At 68.3% G+C, this 15,315-nt stretch carries 14 protein-coding genes; 8 read left to right on the top strand and 6 right to left on the bottom strand.

The window, feature by feature from the left end; all coding sequences use genetic code 11:
- From AC6LJ9_RS28000 to AC6LJ9_RS28010, 3 genes are all read left to right on the top strand, one after another.
- Window positions 1–1,859, top strand: a 1,859-nt coding sequence (locus tag AC6LJ9_RS28000; protein WP_498150086.1) for an NADP-dependent malic enzyme, incomplete at its 5' end; no start/stop codon positions are given.
- On the top strand, window positions 1,840–3,069 hold the full coding sequence (locus AC6LJ9_RS28005) for a patatin-like phospholipase family protein (protein ID WP_249205413.1): 1,230 nt from the start codon (window positions 1,840–1,842) through the stop codon (window positions 3,067–3,069). The genes AC6LJ9_RS28000 and AC6LJ9_RS28005, both read left to right, overlap by 20 nt.
- Window positions 3,066–3,536, top strand: a complete 471-nt coding sequence (locus AC6LJ9_RS28010) for a barstar family protein (RefSeq protein WP_103275848.1) — start codon at window positions 3,066–3,068, stop codon at window positions 3,534–3,536. The genes AC6LJ9_RS28005 and AC6LJ9_RS28010 overlap by 4 nt, the downstream gene beginning before the upstream one ends.
- A gap of 78 nt (window positions 3,537–3,614) precedes the next feature.
- Here the strand turns inward: AC6LJ9_RS28010 and AC6LJ9_RS28015 are convergent, their stop codons facing one another.
- Both AC6LJ9_RS28015 and AC6LJ9_RS28020 read right to left on the bottom strand, forming a co-directional pair.
- Entirely contained in the window at window positions 3,615–4,355 is a 741-nt protein-coding gene (locus AC6LJ9_RS28015; protein ID WP_498150087.1) for a 16S rRNA (uracil(1498)-N(3))-methyltransferase, read from the bottom strand.
- Window positions 4,356–4,437: 82 nt separating this feature from the next.
- A complete protein-coding gene (locus AC6LJ9_RS28020; protein WP_498150088.1) occupies window positions 4,438–4,887 on the bottom strand; it encodes a hypothetical protein in 450 nt (149 codons plus the stop codon).
- A 228-nt stretch (window positions 4,888–5,115) separates the two neighbouring features.
- Here AC6LJ9_RS28020 and tkt point away from each other — a divergent pair, with 228 nt between their 5' ends.
- From tkt to AC6LJ9_RS28045, 5 genes are all read left to right on the top strand, one after another.
- On the top strand, window positions 5,116–7,152 hold the full coding sequence (gene tkt / locus AC6LJ9_RS28025) for a transketolase (RefSeq protein ID WP_498150089.1): 2,037 nt from the start codon (window positions 5,116–5,118) through the stop codon (window positions 7,150–7,152).
- A 15-nt stretch (window positions 7,153–7,167) separates the two neighbouring features.
- Window positions 7,168–8,178 carry a type I glyceraldehyde-3-phosphate dehydrogenase gene (gene gap, locus AC6LJ9_RS28030; protein ID WP_498150090.1) on the top strand — a complete coding sequence of 337 codons (1,011 nt, stop codon included), beginning with the start codon at window positions 7,168–7,170 and terminating at the stop codon, window positions 8,176–8,178.
- A gap of 95 nt (window positions 8,179–8,273) precedes the next feature.
- Window positions 8,274–9,467 carry a phosphoglycerate kinase gene (locus AC6LJ9_RS28035; RefSeq protein ID WP_498150091.1) on the top strand — a complete coding sequence of 398 codons (1,194 nt, stop codon included), beginning with the start codon at window positions 8,274–8,276 and terminating at the stop codon, window positions 9,465–9,467.
- Between the two features lie 195 nt (window positions 9,468–9,662).
- On the top strand, window positions 9,663–11,351 hold the full coding sequence (locus AC6LJ9_RS28040) for a SulP family inorganic anion transporter (RefSeq protein WP_498150092.1): 1,689 nt from the start codon (window positions 9,663–9,665) through the stop codon (window positions 11,349–11,351).
- Between the two features lie 173 nt (window positions 11,352–11,524).
- Window positions 11,525–12,094 (top strand): hypothetical protein, encoded by a 570-nt coding sequence (locus AC6LJ9_RS28045; RefSeq protein ID WP_498150093.1) that lies wholly within the window; start codon window positions 11,525–11,527, stop codon window positions 12,092–12,094.
- Window positions 12,095–12,159: 65 nt separating this feature from the next.
- Here AC6LJ9_RS28045 and fabI read toward each other — a convergent pair whose 3' ends face one another.
- The 4 genes from fabI to AC6LJ9_RS28065 all read right to left on the bottom strand — a co-directional run.
- Window positions 12,160–12,933: an enoyl-ACP reductase FabI gene (gene fabI / locus AC6LJ9_RS28050; protein ID WP_212319792.1), complete on the bottom strand. Its 774-nt coding sequence runs from the start codon at window positions 12,931–12,933 to the stop codon at window positions 12,160–12,162.
- Window positions 12,930–14,114 (bottom strand): acetate/propionate family kinase, encoded by a 1,185-nt coding sequence (locus AC6LJ9_RS28055; protein ID WP_212319794.1) that lies wholly within the window; start codon window positions 14,112–14,114, stop codon window positions 12,930–12,932. The genes fabI and AC6LJ9_RS28055 overlap by 4 nt, the downstream gene beginning before the upstream one ends.
- Before the next feature lie 55 nt (window positions 14,115–14,169).
- The gene (locus tag AC6LJ9_RS28060; RefSeq protein ID WP_212319796.1) at window positions 14,170–15,114 is read right to left on the bottom strand and encodes a phosphate acetyltransferase; all 945 of its coding nucleotides are present in this window, start codon (window positions 15,112–15,114) and stop codon (window positions 14,170–14,172) included.
- Window positions 15,111–15,315: hypothetical protein (locus AC6LJ9_RS28065; RefSeq protein ID WP_498150094.1), on the bottom strand; the 205-nt coding region annotated here is incomplete at its 5' end. The genes AC6LJ9_RS28065 and AC6LJ9_RS28060, both read right to left, overlap by 4 nt.

Genomic DNA, 15,315 nt, shown 5'->3' on the forward strand with positions numbered 1-15,315 from the left:
TCACGGTCGAGCGCAAGCTGCGCGAGCGGATGAAGATCCCGGTGTTCCACGACGACCAGCATGGCACGGCGATCTGCGTGTCGGCGGCGTTCATCAATGGCCTGAAGGTGGTGGGCAAGCAGATCGATCAGGTGAAGGTGGTGACTTCGGGCGCGGGCGCGGCGGCGCTGGCGTGCCTGGACCTGATGGTGGACCTGGGCCTGCCGCTGGAGAACATCTGGGTCACGGATATCGAAGGGGTGGTGTACGAGGGCCGCACGACGCTGATGGATCCGGACAAGGCGCGTTTCGCGCAGAAGACGGACGCGCGCAAGCTGGCCGAGGTGATCGAGGGGGCGGACGTGTTCCTGGGCCTGTCGGCCGGCGGCGTGCTCAAGCCGGAGATGGTGGCGGCGATGGGTACTCGGCCGCTGATCCTGGCGCTGGCCAACCCGACGCCGGAGATCCTGCCGGAGGTGGCGCACGGGGTGCGCGACGACGTGGTGATGGCCACGGGTCGGTCGGACTATCCGAACCAGGTGAACAACGTGCTGTGCTTCCCGTACATTTTCCGGGGCGCGCTGGACGTGGGCGCGACGACGATCACGCGCGAGATGGAAAAGGCGGCGGTGTACGCGATCGCGGAGCTGGCCGAGGAAGAGCAGAACGAAGTGGTGGCGGCGGCCTATGGCACGTATGACATCTCGTTTGGTGCGGATTACCTGATTCCGAAGCCGTTCGACCCGCGCCTGATCGTGCGGATCGCGCCGGCGGTGGCCAAGGCGGCGATGGAAGGCGGGGTGGCGACGCGTCCGCTGGCGGACCTGGAAGCGTACGAGGAACAGCTGCAGCAGTTCGTGTACCACTCGGGCGCCTTCATGAAGCCGCTGTTCTCGGCGGCCAAGCGCATCGTGCGCGGCGGCGGAAAATCCCGCATCGTCTTCACCGAGGGCGAAGATGAGCGCGTGCTGCGCGCGGTGCAGGTCATCGTCGACGAAGGCCTGGCGCGTCCCATCCTGGTGGGCCGTCCCGCCGTGCTGCTGTCGCGCATCGAGAAATTCGGCCTGCGCCTGCGCCTGGGCGAGGACGTGGAAGTCACCAACCCGGAATACGACGAACGCTTCCACCAGTACTGGACCACGTACTGGGAGCTGATGTGCCGCCGTGGCATCACCAAGGAAATGGCGCGCGTGGAAATGCGCCGCCGCCTGACGCTGATCGGCGCGATGATGGTGCATGTGGGCGACGCCGACGGCATGGTCTGCGGTACCGTGGGCGCTTATCACGATCACCTGCGCTTCGTGGATGAAGTGATCGGTCGTCGCCCTGGCGACAACGTCTACGCCGCCATGAACATCCTGCTGCTGAACGAGCGCACGGTGGTGCTGGTGGATACGCACGTCAACGACGAACCCACGGCCGAGCAGATCGCCGAGTTCACGCGCATGGCGGCGCAAGCCATGCGCCGCATGAACCTGGCGCCGAAGGTCGCGCTGCTGTCGCGCTCGAACTTCGGCTCGGGCAGCTCGGCCTCGGGCGCGAAGATGCGCCGCGCGCTGGAACTGGTGCGCCAGATGGAGCCGGACCTGGAGATCGACGGCGAGATGCATGGCGACTGCGCGCTGGACGAGGCGCTGCGCCTGCGCATCCTGCCTTCGTCCACGCTCAAGGGCGAGGCCAACCTGCTGGTGTGCCCGAACGTGGACTCGGGCAACATCGCCTACAACCTGCTCAAGACGGCGGCCGGCGGCAACGTGGCGGTGGGTCCGTTCCTGCTGGGCGCGAACGCGCCGGTGCACATCCTGACCTCCAGCTCGACCGTGCGCCGCATCGTCAACATGACCGCCATGACAGTGGTCGATGTCAATACGCCGCGTTGAAGTCACTCCCGCCGGCCCGGCGTGTCCGCGCACGCCGACCGGACTGGTCCTGACCGGGGGCGGCGCGCGCGCCGCCTACCAGGTCGGCGTGCTCAGCGCCATCATGGAATTGCTGGATCCGGATTGGCACTCCCGTTTCCAGAATCCCTTCGACATCATCTGCGGCACCTCGGCGGGCGCCATCAACGCCGCCGCGCTGGCCTGCCGTGCCGACCGTCCGCACCTGGGGGTGCGGCGGGTGCGCCGCCTGTGGTCCTCGCTGAGTACCGACATGATCTACCGGGCCGACGCGCCCGGCCTGATCCGCACCGGCGTGCGCTGGTTGGGCCTGTTGTCGCTCGGCTGGATGTATTCCGGCCTGACGCGCAAGCGGCCCCAGTCGCTGCTGGACAACAGCCCGTTGCAGGCCTTGCTGGGCCGGGTGCTGGACTTCGGCAACCTGCAGTCCAACCTGGAACGGGGCTCGCTGTCGGCGCTGGCCATCACGGCATCAGGCTATACCAGCGGCGAACACCTGACCTTCTATCAGGCGCACCGGCCCATCGAACCCTGGCATCGCTACCTGCGCCTGGCGATTCCCACGGACATCGGCATCGACCACCTGATGGCCTCATCGGCCATACCCTTCGTGTTTCCCGCGCGCCGTGTCGACGTCCACGGCAAGGGGGAATGGTGCGGCGATGGTTCCATGCGCCAGCTCGCGCCCATCAGTCCGGCGATCCATCTGGGCGCCCACCGGGTGCTGGTGGTCGGTACCGGATTCCGCGACGAAACCCATCCAGAGAACCGCGAGGATACGCCGCCGTATCCGTCGCTGGCGCAGGTGGGCGGCCATGCGCTGTCCAGCATCTTCCTGGACGGCCTGTCGGCCGACGTCGAACGGCTGGAGCGCATCAACCAGTTGATGGAGCACGCCGTTCCAGATGGCCAGGACGGCACCATGCGCCGGATCCGGGTATTGAGCATCACGCCCAGCCGGTCGCTCGATCTGCTGGCGCTGGAGCACCTGGATGACATGCCGGCGCAGGCCCGTGCCCTTTTTCGCGTACTCGGTGTATCGTCCGATCCAGGCCGGCCCGGGGGCGGCGCGCTGATGTCGTATCTGCTGTTCGAATCCAGCTACACCAAGCGATTGATAGAACTGGGTTATGCCGATACGATGCAGCGTAATCGCGAAGTTATCGCCTTTTTCGAGGAGGCACAGGCATGACGCGCAATGCCCAATCTACCTTGCAGCGCCAGTTGCGGCGCGGCGGCGCCTTGCCCCATGACGAGGGGCTGGACAAGAAGGCCGTGGTAGATGCCGCGCATGAGCTTGGCCTGGCGCTGTTCGTGGCGAATTGCGATCCGGCCCGCAGCCGCTCTGCCGTGCTGCGCGCCATCGTCAAGGCGGTGGATTTCCCCGAATATTTCGGCGGCAACCTGGACGCGCTCTACGATTGCTTGTGCGATACCGTCCTGGATCACAAGGTCGGCGTGGTGCTGTGGCTGTACCGGCTGCATTCCGGCGATCCCGCCCTGGAAGAGGACGCTGCCCGGATCGAGGCCGTCTGCGCCGACGCGGCTGAGTTCGCCCACGAGAATGGCCGCATCTTTGCGTATGTGGTCGAGCATGCGGGCCGTCATCCCGATCCCGAACCTGGCGTCGCCGCCGCGCCCTACGGCGACAACGAATAAGACTGAAGAAAGGCCGCCTCAGTCCTGGGGCGATGCGGTTGGCGCCATTTGTTCACTGCCCGCCGGGCAGGGCAGGCATCACCAGTCGAGCAGGGCTGCCGCGGCGGCGATCAGCGCCAGGCCGGCCGTTTCCGTGCGCAGCACCCGGGGGCCGAACCTGACTGCCCGCACGCCCGCCGCTCGCGCCTGATCGAGTTCCTTGTCGGACCAGCCGCCCTCGGGACCCACCAGCAAGGTCAGCGCCGGCGTGCCGTCCTGATTTCGCAGGGCGGCCAGGGTGCCCGCCAGGTCGTCGTCGGCATCCGGATGGCACAGCAGCCGCAGGCCTTCGGCCGGCTGCTCCAGCCATTGCGCCAGCGTTTGCGGCGCGTCCACGTTCATGAGGCGATTGCGGCCGCATTGCTCGCTGGCCGATTGGGCGATGCGTTGCCAGTGGGCCACCCGCTTTTCCAGCCGGGGGCCGGCCAGTTGCAACACGCTGCGCTGGGCCGCCACCGGGACGACGCGGGCCGCGCCCAGCTCCACGGCCTTTTCGATCACCCAGTCCATCTTGTCGCCCGAAGGCAGGCCCTGGACCAGGGTGATGCGGCCGGCTGGCTCCGCTTCCCTGGGGTTGAACGGCCCCAGTTGGGCGTATCCCGTCTTGCCTTCCGTTTCGAGCACGGCCGGATATTCGCCGCCCTTGCCGTCGAACAGGACGATGGCTTCGCCAGGGCGCAGACGCAGCACGCGCAATGCGTGATGGGCCAGGGCTTCGGGCAGGGCGATCCGGGCGCCGGGGGCTAGCGGGACATCGCAGAAGAAGCGAGGGTCGGACATGAATGTTGCAGAATGGCGTGACGGGAGCAGGGGCTTGCGGCGCGGATGCCGGCGCCATGCTGCGTGTCAGTGCAGGCAAGCCCTATTTAAGCGCGTAGCCTACCATTTTGGCGCCCCATTCCAGGAAGAGCGGGGCGTTTGGCGCCAGCTGCAGCGCGCTCAGGGCCAGGAAGCCCACGGTCATCTTCTTGTCCAGGCGCAGCACATGGGCGCGCAGTTCGGCCAGGTCGGCGTGGGTGGCGAAGCGCTTGAGTTCCTCGCGGTTTGGCAGTTGGGCGATCTGCTCGCGCAACTCGCGGTGCACCTGCTGGAATTCCGCGCGGGACCGCTCCAGCTTGGCGTCGGATGCAGCGCTGGCCTGCCGTAGCCGGGCTTCTGATTCCGCCAGGATCTTCGCGGCCAGCTCGGCTTCGCCGCGAACCTGGGCCTCGTCAAGCGCCTGGCTGATCGCGATCGCGGGCGCTTCGCCCAGCGCGTTGCGCAAGGCGACGAAGCCCTTGGCGGGAAGCGTGATATTGAGCATGGCGATCATCGTAGCGAGATCCGGAAGGTAGCAGGCGGTCCCATATTGAATGTCGGACCCGATCCCCGCAATTGCGGGAACTACGTTGTTTCTGACAGGGGTGAAAACGGCGCTCCGCCTCGCCCTTCCGGCCGATGGGCGGGGGGAAATCCCCAGGTGCTAAAATCTTTTGCTTCGCAACCTACTTAACTGGCCCCTATTTCCCGATGGGTCGGCCAGCATCAAAGAGCCTTTCGAATGAGCAATCCGACCGCCCCTAAACTTGCCTTGGCGGATGCCATCCGCGCCCTCGCGATGGATGCCGTGCAACAAGCGAATTCCGGGCATCCGGGCGCTCCGATGGGCATGGCGGAAATCGCCCAGGCCCTGTGGGCCGGCAACCTGCGCCACAATCCCAAGGATCCCGCCTGGGCCAACCGCGACCGCTTCGTGCTGTCCAACGGCCACGGCTCCATGCTGATCTACGCCCTGCTGCACCTGACGGGCTACGATCTGCCGATCGAAGAGCTGAAGAACTTCCGCCAGCTGCACTCCAAGACGCCGGGCCATCCCGAAGTGGGCATCACCCCGGGCGTGGAAACCACCACCGGCCCGCTGGGCCAGGGCCTGGGCAACGCGGTCGGCATGGCGCTGGCCGAGGCGCTGCTGGCGGCCGAGTTCAACAAGCCCGGTCACACCATCGTCGACCATCACACCTACGCCTTCACCGGCGACGGCTGCCTGATGGAAGGCATCTCGCACGAAGTCTGCTCGCTGGCCGGCACGCTGAAGCTGGGCAAGCTGGTCGTGCTGTATGACGACAACGGCATCTCCATCGACGGTCATGTCGAGCACTGGTTCGCCGACGACACCGCCAAGCGCTTCGAGGGCTACGGCTGGAACGTGATCCGCGGCATCGACGGCCACGACGTTGCCGCGGTGGACGCCGCCATCAAGCAGGCCCGCTCGCAGTCGGCCAAGCCGACGCTGATCGTCTGCCGCACCGTCATCGGCAAGGGCTCGCCCAACATGGCCGGCACGCACAACGTGCACGGCGCCCCGCTGGGCAAGGACGAGATCGCCGCCACCCGCGCCGCGCTGGGTTGGTCGGCCGAGCCGTTCCAGATCCCGCAAGCCATCTACGACGGCTGGGACGGCCGCAAGCAGGGCGCCGCCGCCCAGGCCGAATGGCAATCGGCGTTCGACGCCTATGCCGCCGAATTCCCCGCCGAGGCCGCCGAATTCAAGCGCCGCATGAAGGGTGAAATGCCCGCCGGCTACGCCGAACAGTTCAAGGCGTTCCTGGACGCCACGCTGGAAAAGGCCGAAACCGTCGCCACCCGCAAGGCCTCGCAGTTCGCCATCACGGCCCTGGCCCCGCTGCTGCCCGAAATGCTGGGCGGCTCGGCCGACCTGACCGGCTCGAACTTCACCGACTGGAAGGGCGTCGCCGCCGTCCGCGCCGGCGAACAGGGCATCCAGTTCGGCCGCCACATCAACTACGGCGTGCGTGAATTCGGCATGGCCGCCATCATGAACGGCGTGGCGCTGCACGGCGGCTACCTGCCTTTCGGCGGCACCTTCCTGACCTTCTCCGACTACTCGCGCAACGCCATCCGCATGGCCGCGCTGATGAAGCAGCGCGTGGTGCACGTGTTCACGCACGACTCCATCGGCCTGGGCGAGGACGGTCCGACCCACCAGTCGATCGAGCACGCCGCCAGCCTGCGCCTGATTCCCAACCTGTCGCTCTGGCGTCCCTGCGACACGGCCGAGACCGCCGTGGCCTGGAACGCCGCCGTGACGCGTCCGACCAGCATCGGCATGGACGTGCATGACGGTGGCCCGACCGCGCTGCTGCTGTCGCGCCAGAACCTGCCCTTCGTGCAGCGCGATGCCGCCACCGTGGCCGCCATCGCCCGCGGCGGCTATGTGCTGCGCGACGCCGAAGGCGCCCGCGCCGTCATCATCGCCACCGGTTCGGAAGTCGCCATCGCGCTGGACGCGCAGGCCCAGCTGGCCAAGGACGGCGTCGCCGTGCGCGTGGTCTCCATGCCCAGCACCGACGTGTTCGACAAGCAGGACGCCGCCTGGAAGCAGTCCGTGTTGCCCAAGGGCCTGCCGCGCGTGGCCGTCGAGGCCGGCGTGACCGCCTTCTGGCACAAGTACGTGGGCCTGGAAGGCGCCGTGGTCGGCATCGACCGCTATGGCGAATCCGCCCCGGCCGGCGCGCTGTTCAAGTTCTTCGGGCTGACCGCCGACAAGGTGGCCGAGACCGTCAAGCAAGTTCTGTAAAAAAGGAGCCTAGTCATGACCATTCGCGTCGCCATCAACGGTTACGGTCGCATCGGCCGCAACATCCTGCGTGCCCACTACGAAGGTGGCAAGAAGCACGATATCGAAATCGTCGCCATCAACGACCTGGGCGATCCCAAGACCAACGCCCACCTGACCCGTTACGACACCGCCCACGGCAAGTTCCCGGGCACCGTCGAAGTCGACGGCGACTACATGGTGGTCAATGGCGACAAGATCCGCGTGCTGGCCAACCGCAATCCGGCCGAGCTGCCCTGGGGCGAGCTGAAGGTCGACGTGGTGCTGGAGTGCACGGGCTTCTTCACGACCAAGGAAAAGGCCGGCGCGCACATCAAGGGCGGCGCCAAGAAGGTCATCATCTCGGCTCCCGGCGGCAAGGACGTTGACGCCACCGTCGTCTACGGCGTCAACCACGGCGTGCTGAAGGCCACCGACACCGTCATCTCGAACGCGTCGTGCACCACCAACTGCCTGGCCCCGCTGGTCAAGCCGCTGAACGACAAGCTGGGCCTGGAAAACGGCCTGATGACCACGGTCCACGCCTACACCAACGACCAGGTCCTGACCGACGTCTACCACGAAGACCTGCGCCGCGCCCGTTCGGCCACCATGAGCATGATCCCGACCAAGACCGGCGCCGCCGCCGCGGTCGGCCTGGTGCTGCCGGAACTGAACGGCAAGCTGGACGGCTACGCCATCCGCGTCCCGACCATCAACGTGTCGATCGTCGACCTGTCCTTCGTGGCCAAGCGCGACACGACCGCCGAAGAAGTGAACAGCATCCTGAAGGCCGCCTCTGAGGGCGAGCTGAAGGGCATCCTGGACTACAACACCGAGCCCCTGGTTTCGGTGGACTACAACCACAACCCGGCCTCCAGCACCGTCGACGCGTCGCTGACCAAGGTCTCGGGCCGCCTGGTCAAGGTCTCGTCCTGGTACGACAACGAGTGGGGCTTCTCGAACCGCATGCTCGACACCACCGTCGCGCTGATGTCGGCCAAGTAAGCATCGCTGTCGGATCGAAGGGGACGAACAGGTTTTCCGCCACGGCGGAAAGCGGGTTCGTCCCCTTTGTTCGCCAACTCTAGGAAGCAAAGCATATGCCCAAGGTACAAACCCTGTCCGCGCTGGCCAAGGCCGGCGCCCTGTCCGGCAAGCGCGTGTTCATCCGCGCCGACCTGAACGTGCCGTTCGACGACGCCGGCCGCATTTCCGAAGACACGCGCATCCGCGCCTCCGTGCCTGGCATCCGCCTGGCGCTGGACGCCGGCGCGGCCGTGATGGTCACGTCCCACCTGGGCCGCCCGAAAGAGGGCGTGCTGACCGAGGCCGATTCGCTGGCCAAGGTCGGCCAGCGCCTGTCCGAGCTGCTGGGCATGCCCGTGCAGCTGGTGCAGAACTGGGTCGATGGCGTCAAGGTCGACGCCGGCCAGGTCGTGCTGCTGGAAAACTGCCGCGTCAACGTCGGCGAGAAGAAGGACGACGAGGCGCTGGCCAGGAAGATGGCCGCGTTGTGCGACGTCTACGTCAACGACGCCTTCGGCACGGCGCACCGCGCCGAGGCCACCACGCACGGCATCGCGCGCTTCGCGCCGGTGGCCTGCGCCGGTCCGCTGCTGGAAGCCGAGCTGGACGCGCTGGGCCGCGCTTTGCATGAGCCCAAGCGTCCGCTGGTCGCCATCGTCGGCGGCTCCAAGGTCTCGACCAAGCTGTCCATCCTGCAATCGTTGGCCGACAAGGTCGACCAGCTGGTGGTGGGCGGCGGCATCGCCAACACCTTCATGCTGGCCGCCGGACTGTCGATCGGCAAGTCGCTGGCCGAGCCCGACCAGGTCGATCAGGCCCGCGCCGTGATCGAGCTGATGAAGCAGCGCGGCGCCGACGTGCCGATCCCGGTGGACGTGGTCTGCGCCAAGTCCTTCGGCGCCGACGCCGAGGCCACCGTCAAGGCGGCCGGGGACGTGGCCGACGACGACATGATCCTGGACATCGGCCCGCAGACCGCGGCGCAGCTGGCCGGGATCCTGAAGCAGGCCGGCACCATCGTCTGGAACGGCCCGGTCGGCGTGTTCGAGTTCGACCAGTTCGCCAACGGCACCGAAGTGGTGGCCCGCGCCATCGCCGGTTCGGCCGGCTTCTCGATCGCCGGCGGCGGCGACACGCTGGCCGCCATCGCCAAGTACGGCATCGGCGAGCAGGTGGGCTACATCTCCACCGGCGGCGGCGCTTTCCTGGAGTTCCTGGAAGGCAAGACGCTGCCGGCCGTGGCCGTGCTGGAAGCCCGCGCCGCCTGAGTCCCTGGTTGACGCGTCCGGCAAGAACGCCGGTTCCGCCTTGCGGCGGGACCGGCGTTTTTCTTTGCGCGTCGGCGCAAGGGATGCCAGGCGCCTGCCGTTCCGGCTATCGTCTTGGCCGTTGATCTGGCCCCGCCGCCGGACAGCCGCCTTGGTGTAGGCTTGGCGGTCCCACCGACGCTTCTTTCCCAGCCTATGAACCTGCGCTTTTTCCCTGGCCTGAACCATCTGCGCGGCCTGAGCCGCGATGCCGCCCGCCGCGATGTCATGGCCGGCCTGAGCGTGGCCGCCGTGGCGCTGCCCGTGGGCCTGGCCTACGCCGCCATGATGGGCGTGCCGCCAGTGGCCGGCTTGTGGGCGGCGATCGCCGGCATGCTGGGCTACGCGGTGTTCGGATCGTCGCGCACCCTGATCGTCGGGCCTGATACCGCGACCTGCACGCTGATCGCCGCCACGCTCACCGGCATGGCGCTGACCGATCCGCAGGACCGGCTGGTGGCGGCCACCGGCATCGCGCTGACCGTGGGCATGGGCTGCCTGATCGCGCGGGTGCTGCGGCTGGGCGTATTGGCCAATCTGCTGTCGCGGCCCGTGCTGATCGGCTACATGGCGGGCGTGGCGATCACGCTGGCGCTGTCGCAGCTCAGCGGCCTGACCGGCGTGGGCCTGCGCAACAGCGGGCTGATCCATCCCTTCCTGGAGCTGTCGCGCCGCCTGCCGGAAATCCGCATCCCGACGCTGGCGCTGGGGCTGGGCTCCTGCCTGCTGCTGATCGCGCTCAAGCGCTGGCGTCCCAACTGGCCCGGCCCCATCCTGCTGGTGGTGGGCGCCTGCGCGGCGTCCTGGGCCTTCGATTTTCCCGGCATGGGCATCGCCGTGGTGGGCGAGGTGCCGGCTGGCCTGCCGGCGCTCAGCCTGCCGGTGCGGCTGGACGGCGTGGATGACATCCTGCTGGGCGCCGCTGGCGTGCTGGTGGTGAGTTTTTCCAGCGGCATCGTCACCGCCCGCAGCTTCGCGGCCCGCAGCGGCGAGCATATCGATCCGAACCGCGAACTGGTCGGCTTCGGCGCGGCCAACGTGGCCGCCGGGCTGTTCCAGGGCTTCGTCGTGACCGGCGCCGACTCGCGCACGGCGGTGGGACTGGTGGCGGGCGGCTCGTCGCCGCTGGTCAGCATCAGCGCGGCGGCGGCGCTGGCCGTGGTCGTGGGCCTGCTCAGCGGGCCGCTCTATTGGCTGCCGCAGGCCGTGCTGTCGGCCATTTTGCTGCTGGCGGCGGCCAGCCTGTTCGACGGGCACGCCTTCATGCGGCTGGCCCGCATTTCCCGCATCGAGCTGGCGTTCGGCGTGTTGGCCGCGGTCGGCGTGGTCGGCTTCGGCGTGCTGCAGGGAGTGGCCGTGTCGGTGGGCGCGACGCTGCTCTATGCCATGTACGTGTCGGGCAATCCGCGCGACGCGCTGCTGGGGCGCCAGCCAGGCGAGTCGGTGCTGGGCAAGCTGCACTTGAATCCGGAGGCGCAACCCGTGCCCGGCACGGTGATCTGGCTGTTCGAGTCGCCGGTATGGTTCTTCAATGCCGACACGTTCCGGCGGCGCGCTCGCGAGGTCATGGACCAGGCCGGCGACGTGCAATGGTTCGTGCTGGACGCTGAGGCCATGACCCAGGCAGACGCCGACGCGGTCGAGGCGCTGTACGAACTCAAGCGCGAGCTGGACGCGCGCGGCATGACGCTATTGGTGGCGGGCGGGCACGGCCAGTTCCGCACCGCGCTGGAGCGTTCGGGCCTGGTGAAGAAGATCGGCCGCGACAAGATCTTCGGCAGCCCGGAACAGGCGGTGGACGCCATCGAGCGCTGGCGCCAGCCGGCGCCGGCCGAGCTGGGTTGATGCGGCGCATTCCTCCTGGAGCCGGCCAGCGCAAGGGCGGCTGTGCTGGGCGCTGTCGCCGCTCAGGGCATTCTGACGGGGAATTCGACTATTCTGCTCAACGCACGGATGCGGCAATTCCTGTTTCGCGACCGCGCCGCTAGTCCGCAAGATCTATCGAGGGTGACGATTCGATGACCGAGCACAGCAAGACCTGGCGTCACAGCACCACGACCCGCAGCTGGTCCGCCAGCAGCGGTCCGCCGAGTGAGTCGTCCGGCGGGGCTGAGGCCTCTGGCGATGGCCGCGTCCATGTCAGCGAGGAATGGAGCTACGCCGGCAGCGACCAGGAAGGGTCGTTCGACGTCCGGATCAAGAACGGCGCGGTCACGGTAAACGGCCGTCGCTACGACAGCCTGGATCAGGTTCCGCGCGAGCAGCGCGAGCACATCGAAGCCTTGCAGCAGGAGATGGGCCGCGGATCCCTGCAGGACATGCTGAGGCAAGCGGGCGTGGACATCAGCGAACTCAAGCAATGGACGGGACCGCGCAACGGCGTGGAGCCCGGCACGATCATGGGTGCGGACATGTCCGGCGAGCGCGATGCGGCGCCGGCCGTTCGTCTTGTGTCGCCGCCAGATGACGGCATGGCTGCCGCGCCGGGTGAAGTGCCGCGCAGCGGCATCCGACCCTGGATGATCCTGCTTGCGCTCGCAGGCGTCGGCATGGGCTTGCTGATACTGCGCCTGGTGGGGGTCTCCTAGACGCTGCGCGCGCTTGAGGGCGTCGAGGCGCTGGCCAGGGAGCGGTTCCGGGCGCGCCGCAGCGCTCAATCGATGATGTGATACCCGCCGTCGATATATAGCGTCTGCCCCGTCATGCGCCGCGCGGCGTCGGTGGCCAGCCAGGCCGTGGCCTCGCCCACGTCGTCGATGGACACCAGGCTGCGCGCGGGCGCCTTGGCCTGGGCGCGGTCCAGCAGCGTGTCGAACTCGGCGATGCCCGAGGCGGCGCGCGTCTTGAGCGGTCCCGGCGAGATCGCATGCACGCGGATGCCTTGCGGCCCCAGCTCGGCGGCCAGGTAGCGGGTGGCCGATTCCAGCGCGGCCTTGACCGGCCCCATCATGTTGTAGTGCTCAACCACCATCTGCGAGCCGTAGTAGCTCATGCAGAACAGCGCGCCGCCGTTCTTCATCAGCGGCTCGGCCAGCTTGGCCATGCGGATGAAGGACCAGCAGGACACGTCCATGGCCTGCAGGAAGCCGGCCCGCGAGCAGTCGGTGACGCGGCCGTGCAGGTCCTCGCGCGGCGCGAAGGCGATGGAATGCAGCACGAAGTCCAGCGCGCCCCATTCGCGCTCCAGGCGCTCGAACACGGCCTCCAGTTCGCCTTCGTGCAGCAGGTTCAGCGGCATCAGCACGTCGGCCTGCACCTGCTCGGCCAGCGGTCGGACGTGGGGCAAGGCCTTGTCGTTCAGGTAGGTCACGGCCAGTTCGGCGCCCATGGCGCGGAAGGCCTTGGCGCAGCCCCAGGCGATGGAATCGGCATTGGCGATGCCGGTGATCAGGCCGCGCTTGCCGGCCAGCGGTAGCGGCGCGTTCATCGTTGTTTCACCAGGGCGAGCGTGTGCTGGGCGATGATCAGCTCCTCGTTGGTGCGGACCACGTAGACGCCGATGCGGCTGTCGTCGCTGGAGATGCGCGGCCCCTGATGGGCGTTGCGTTCCGGGTCCAGCTTGATGCCCAGCCAGCCCCAGTGCTCGCTGATGGCCTGGCGGATGGCGGGGGAGTTCTCGCCCACGCCGGCGGTGAAGACGATGGCGTCGATGCCGTTCATGGCGCAGCCCAGGCCGGCCATGCCCTCGGCCACGCGCCAGGCAAAGTAGGACAGGGCCAGTTTCGCGCCGGGCGCGTCGCTGGCCAGCAGCTCGCGCATGTCGTTGCCGATGCCGGACAGGCCCTTCATGCCGCAGTCGTGATAGAGCAGGTGCTCGATCTCGTCATGGCTCATGCCGCGTTCCATCATCCACAGCACCACGCCGGGGTCCAGCCGGCCCGGCCGCGTGCCCATGGGCAGGCCCTCCAGCGCGGTGAAGCCCATGGTGCTGTCCACGCTCTTGCCTTGGTGGATGGCGCAGGCCGACACGCCCGAGCCCAGGTGGGCGGCGACGATCTTGCCCATCGCGACCTCGGGCAGCGCGCGCTGCAGGCGCTGGGCGATGTACTCGTAGGACAGGCCATGGAAGCCGTAGCGCCGCACGCCCTGCTGGTACAGCGAGTCGGGCAGGGCGTAGCGGTCGGCCACCTCGGAATGGCTGCGATGGAAGGCGGTGTCGAAGCAGGCGACCTGGGGAATCCAGGGGCGGCGCTCGCGGATCACGCGGATGGGCGCCAGGTTGTTGGGCTGGTGCAGCGGAGCCAGCGGGGTGTAGGCATCCAGCCGCGCCAGGATGTCGTCATCGATCAGCACCGGCTCGGACAGCTCGGGGCCGCCGTGCACCACGCGGTGGCCCACGGCCAGCGGCGCGCCGCCCAGGTGGCCGCTGAGCCAGGTGCCCACGACTTCCTGGCCATTGGGCACGTCGGGCGCGTGGCTGGGAGCGATGTCGCGCTCGACCAGCGTCTGGCCGGCGGCATCGCGCACCCGCAGGCGCGGGTGCGTGGTGCCGATGCCTTCGAGCTGGCCGCCCAGGCGCGGCGCCAGCTCTTCCTTGCCGTCGATGTCGTAGAGGTAGAACTTGATGCTGGAACTGCCTGCATTGATGACGAGGATGGTGTCGGACATGGAATGGGGGAATCCGTTGCGGTGGGCGAAGGACGAAACCGAAGCCTGGCCGGCCTCAGGCCAGCGGGCGGGCCTGCTGCTGGGCCAGGTGGTGCGAGTAGATCGCCGCCACCGCCGCCGAGGCCAGGCGCGAGCGCGGGCTGTCCGCGCGGCTGGTCAGGATGATGGGCACGCGCGCGCCCAGCACGATGCCAGCGGCCTCGGCGTTGGCCAGGAAGGTCAGGTTCTTGGCCAGCATGTTGCCGGCTTCCAGGTCCGGCACCACCAGCACCTGGGCCACGCCCGCCACGTGCGAGCGGATGCCCTTGATGCGGGCCGCTTCCGGGCTGATGGCGTTGTCCAGCGCCAGCGGGCCGTCCAGCAGGCCTCCGGCGATCTGGCCGCGGTCCGCCATCTTGCACAGCGCGGCGGCTTCAATGGTGCTGGGGATGCTGGGCGTGACCTGTTCCACCGCCGACAGGATGGCCACGCGCGGCTCGCCCAGGCCCAGCCCGTGATGCAGGTCGATCACGTTGCGGATGATGTCGGCCTTGGTTTCCAGGTCGGGGAAGATGTTGATCGCCGCGTCGGTGATGAACAGCGGCTCCGGGTAGGTGGGCACTTCCATGATGAACACATGGCTGATGCGGCGGCTGCTGCGCAGCCCGGTGTTGCGCGCGACGACCTCGTGCATGAGTTCGTCGGTGTGCAGGCTGCCCTTCATCAGCAGGCTGGCCTCGCCGCTGCGCACCAGCGCCACGGCGGTCTCGGCCGCCGCGTGGCTGTGCGGCGCGTCGACGATGCGCGCGTCGCCCAGGTTCAGGCGGAACTGCGCGGCGGTTTCGCGGATCTTGCGCTCCGGACCGACCAGGATGGGCTGCAGCAGGCCCAGGTCGCGCGCTTCCAGCGCGGCCGACAGCGACGGTTCGTCGCAGGGATGGGCGATGGCGCAGGGCGCGGCCGACAGGGTCTGGGCGCGGGCGATGAGCTTGTCGTAATGCGTGGAGGACGGCAGGTTCATTGCGGTTTGGTCTTGTTGTTGGCGGGTTTGCGGGTGGCGGCCGATTTGGCGGCGGCTGTGGTTGTGGTCTTCGATGCGGTTTTGGTTGCGGCCTTCGTGGAGGCCTTCGCGCCTGTTCCGGCGGCTAGCGCCGTCACGGCGCGGGTGCGCCTGGCGGCCTGCTTCGCGGCCGCATCGGCGGGCTCGACGGCGGGATCGGCC

This window comes from Achromobacter sp. 1011811831 (genome assembly GCF_059760905.1).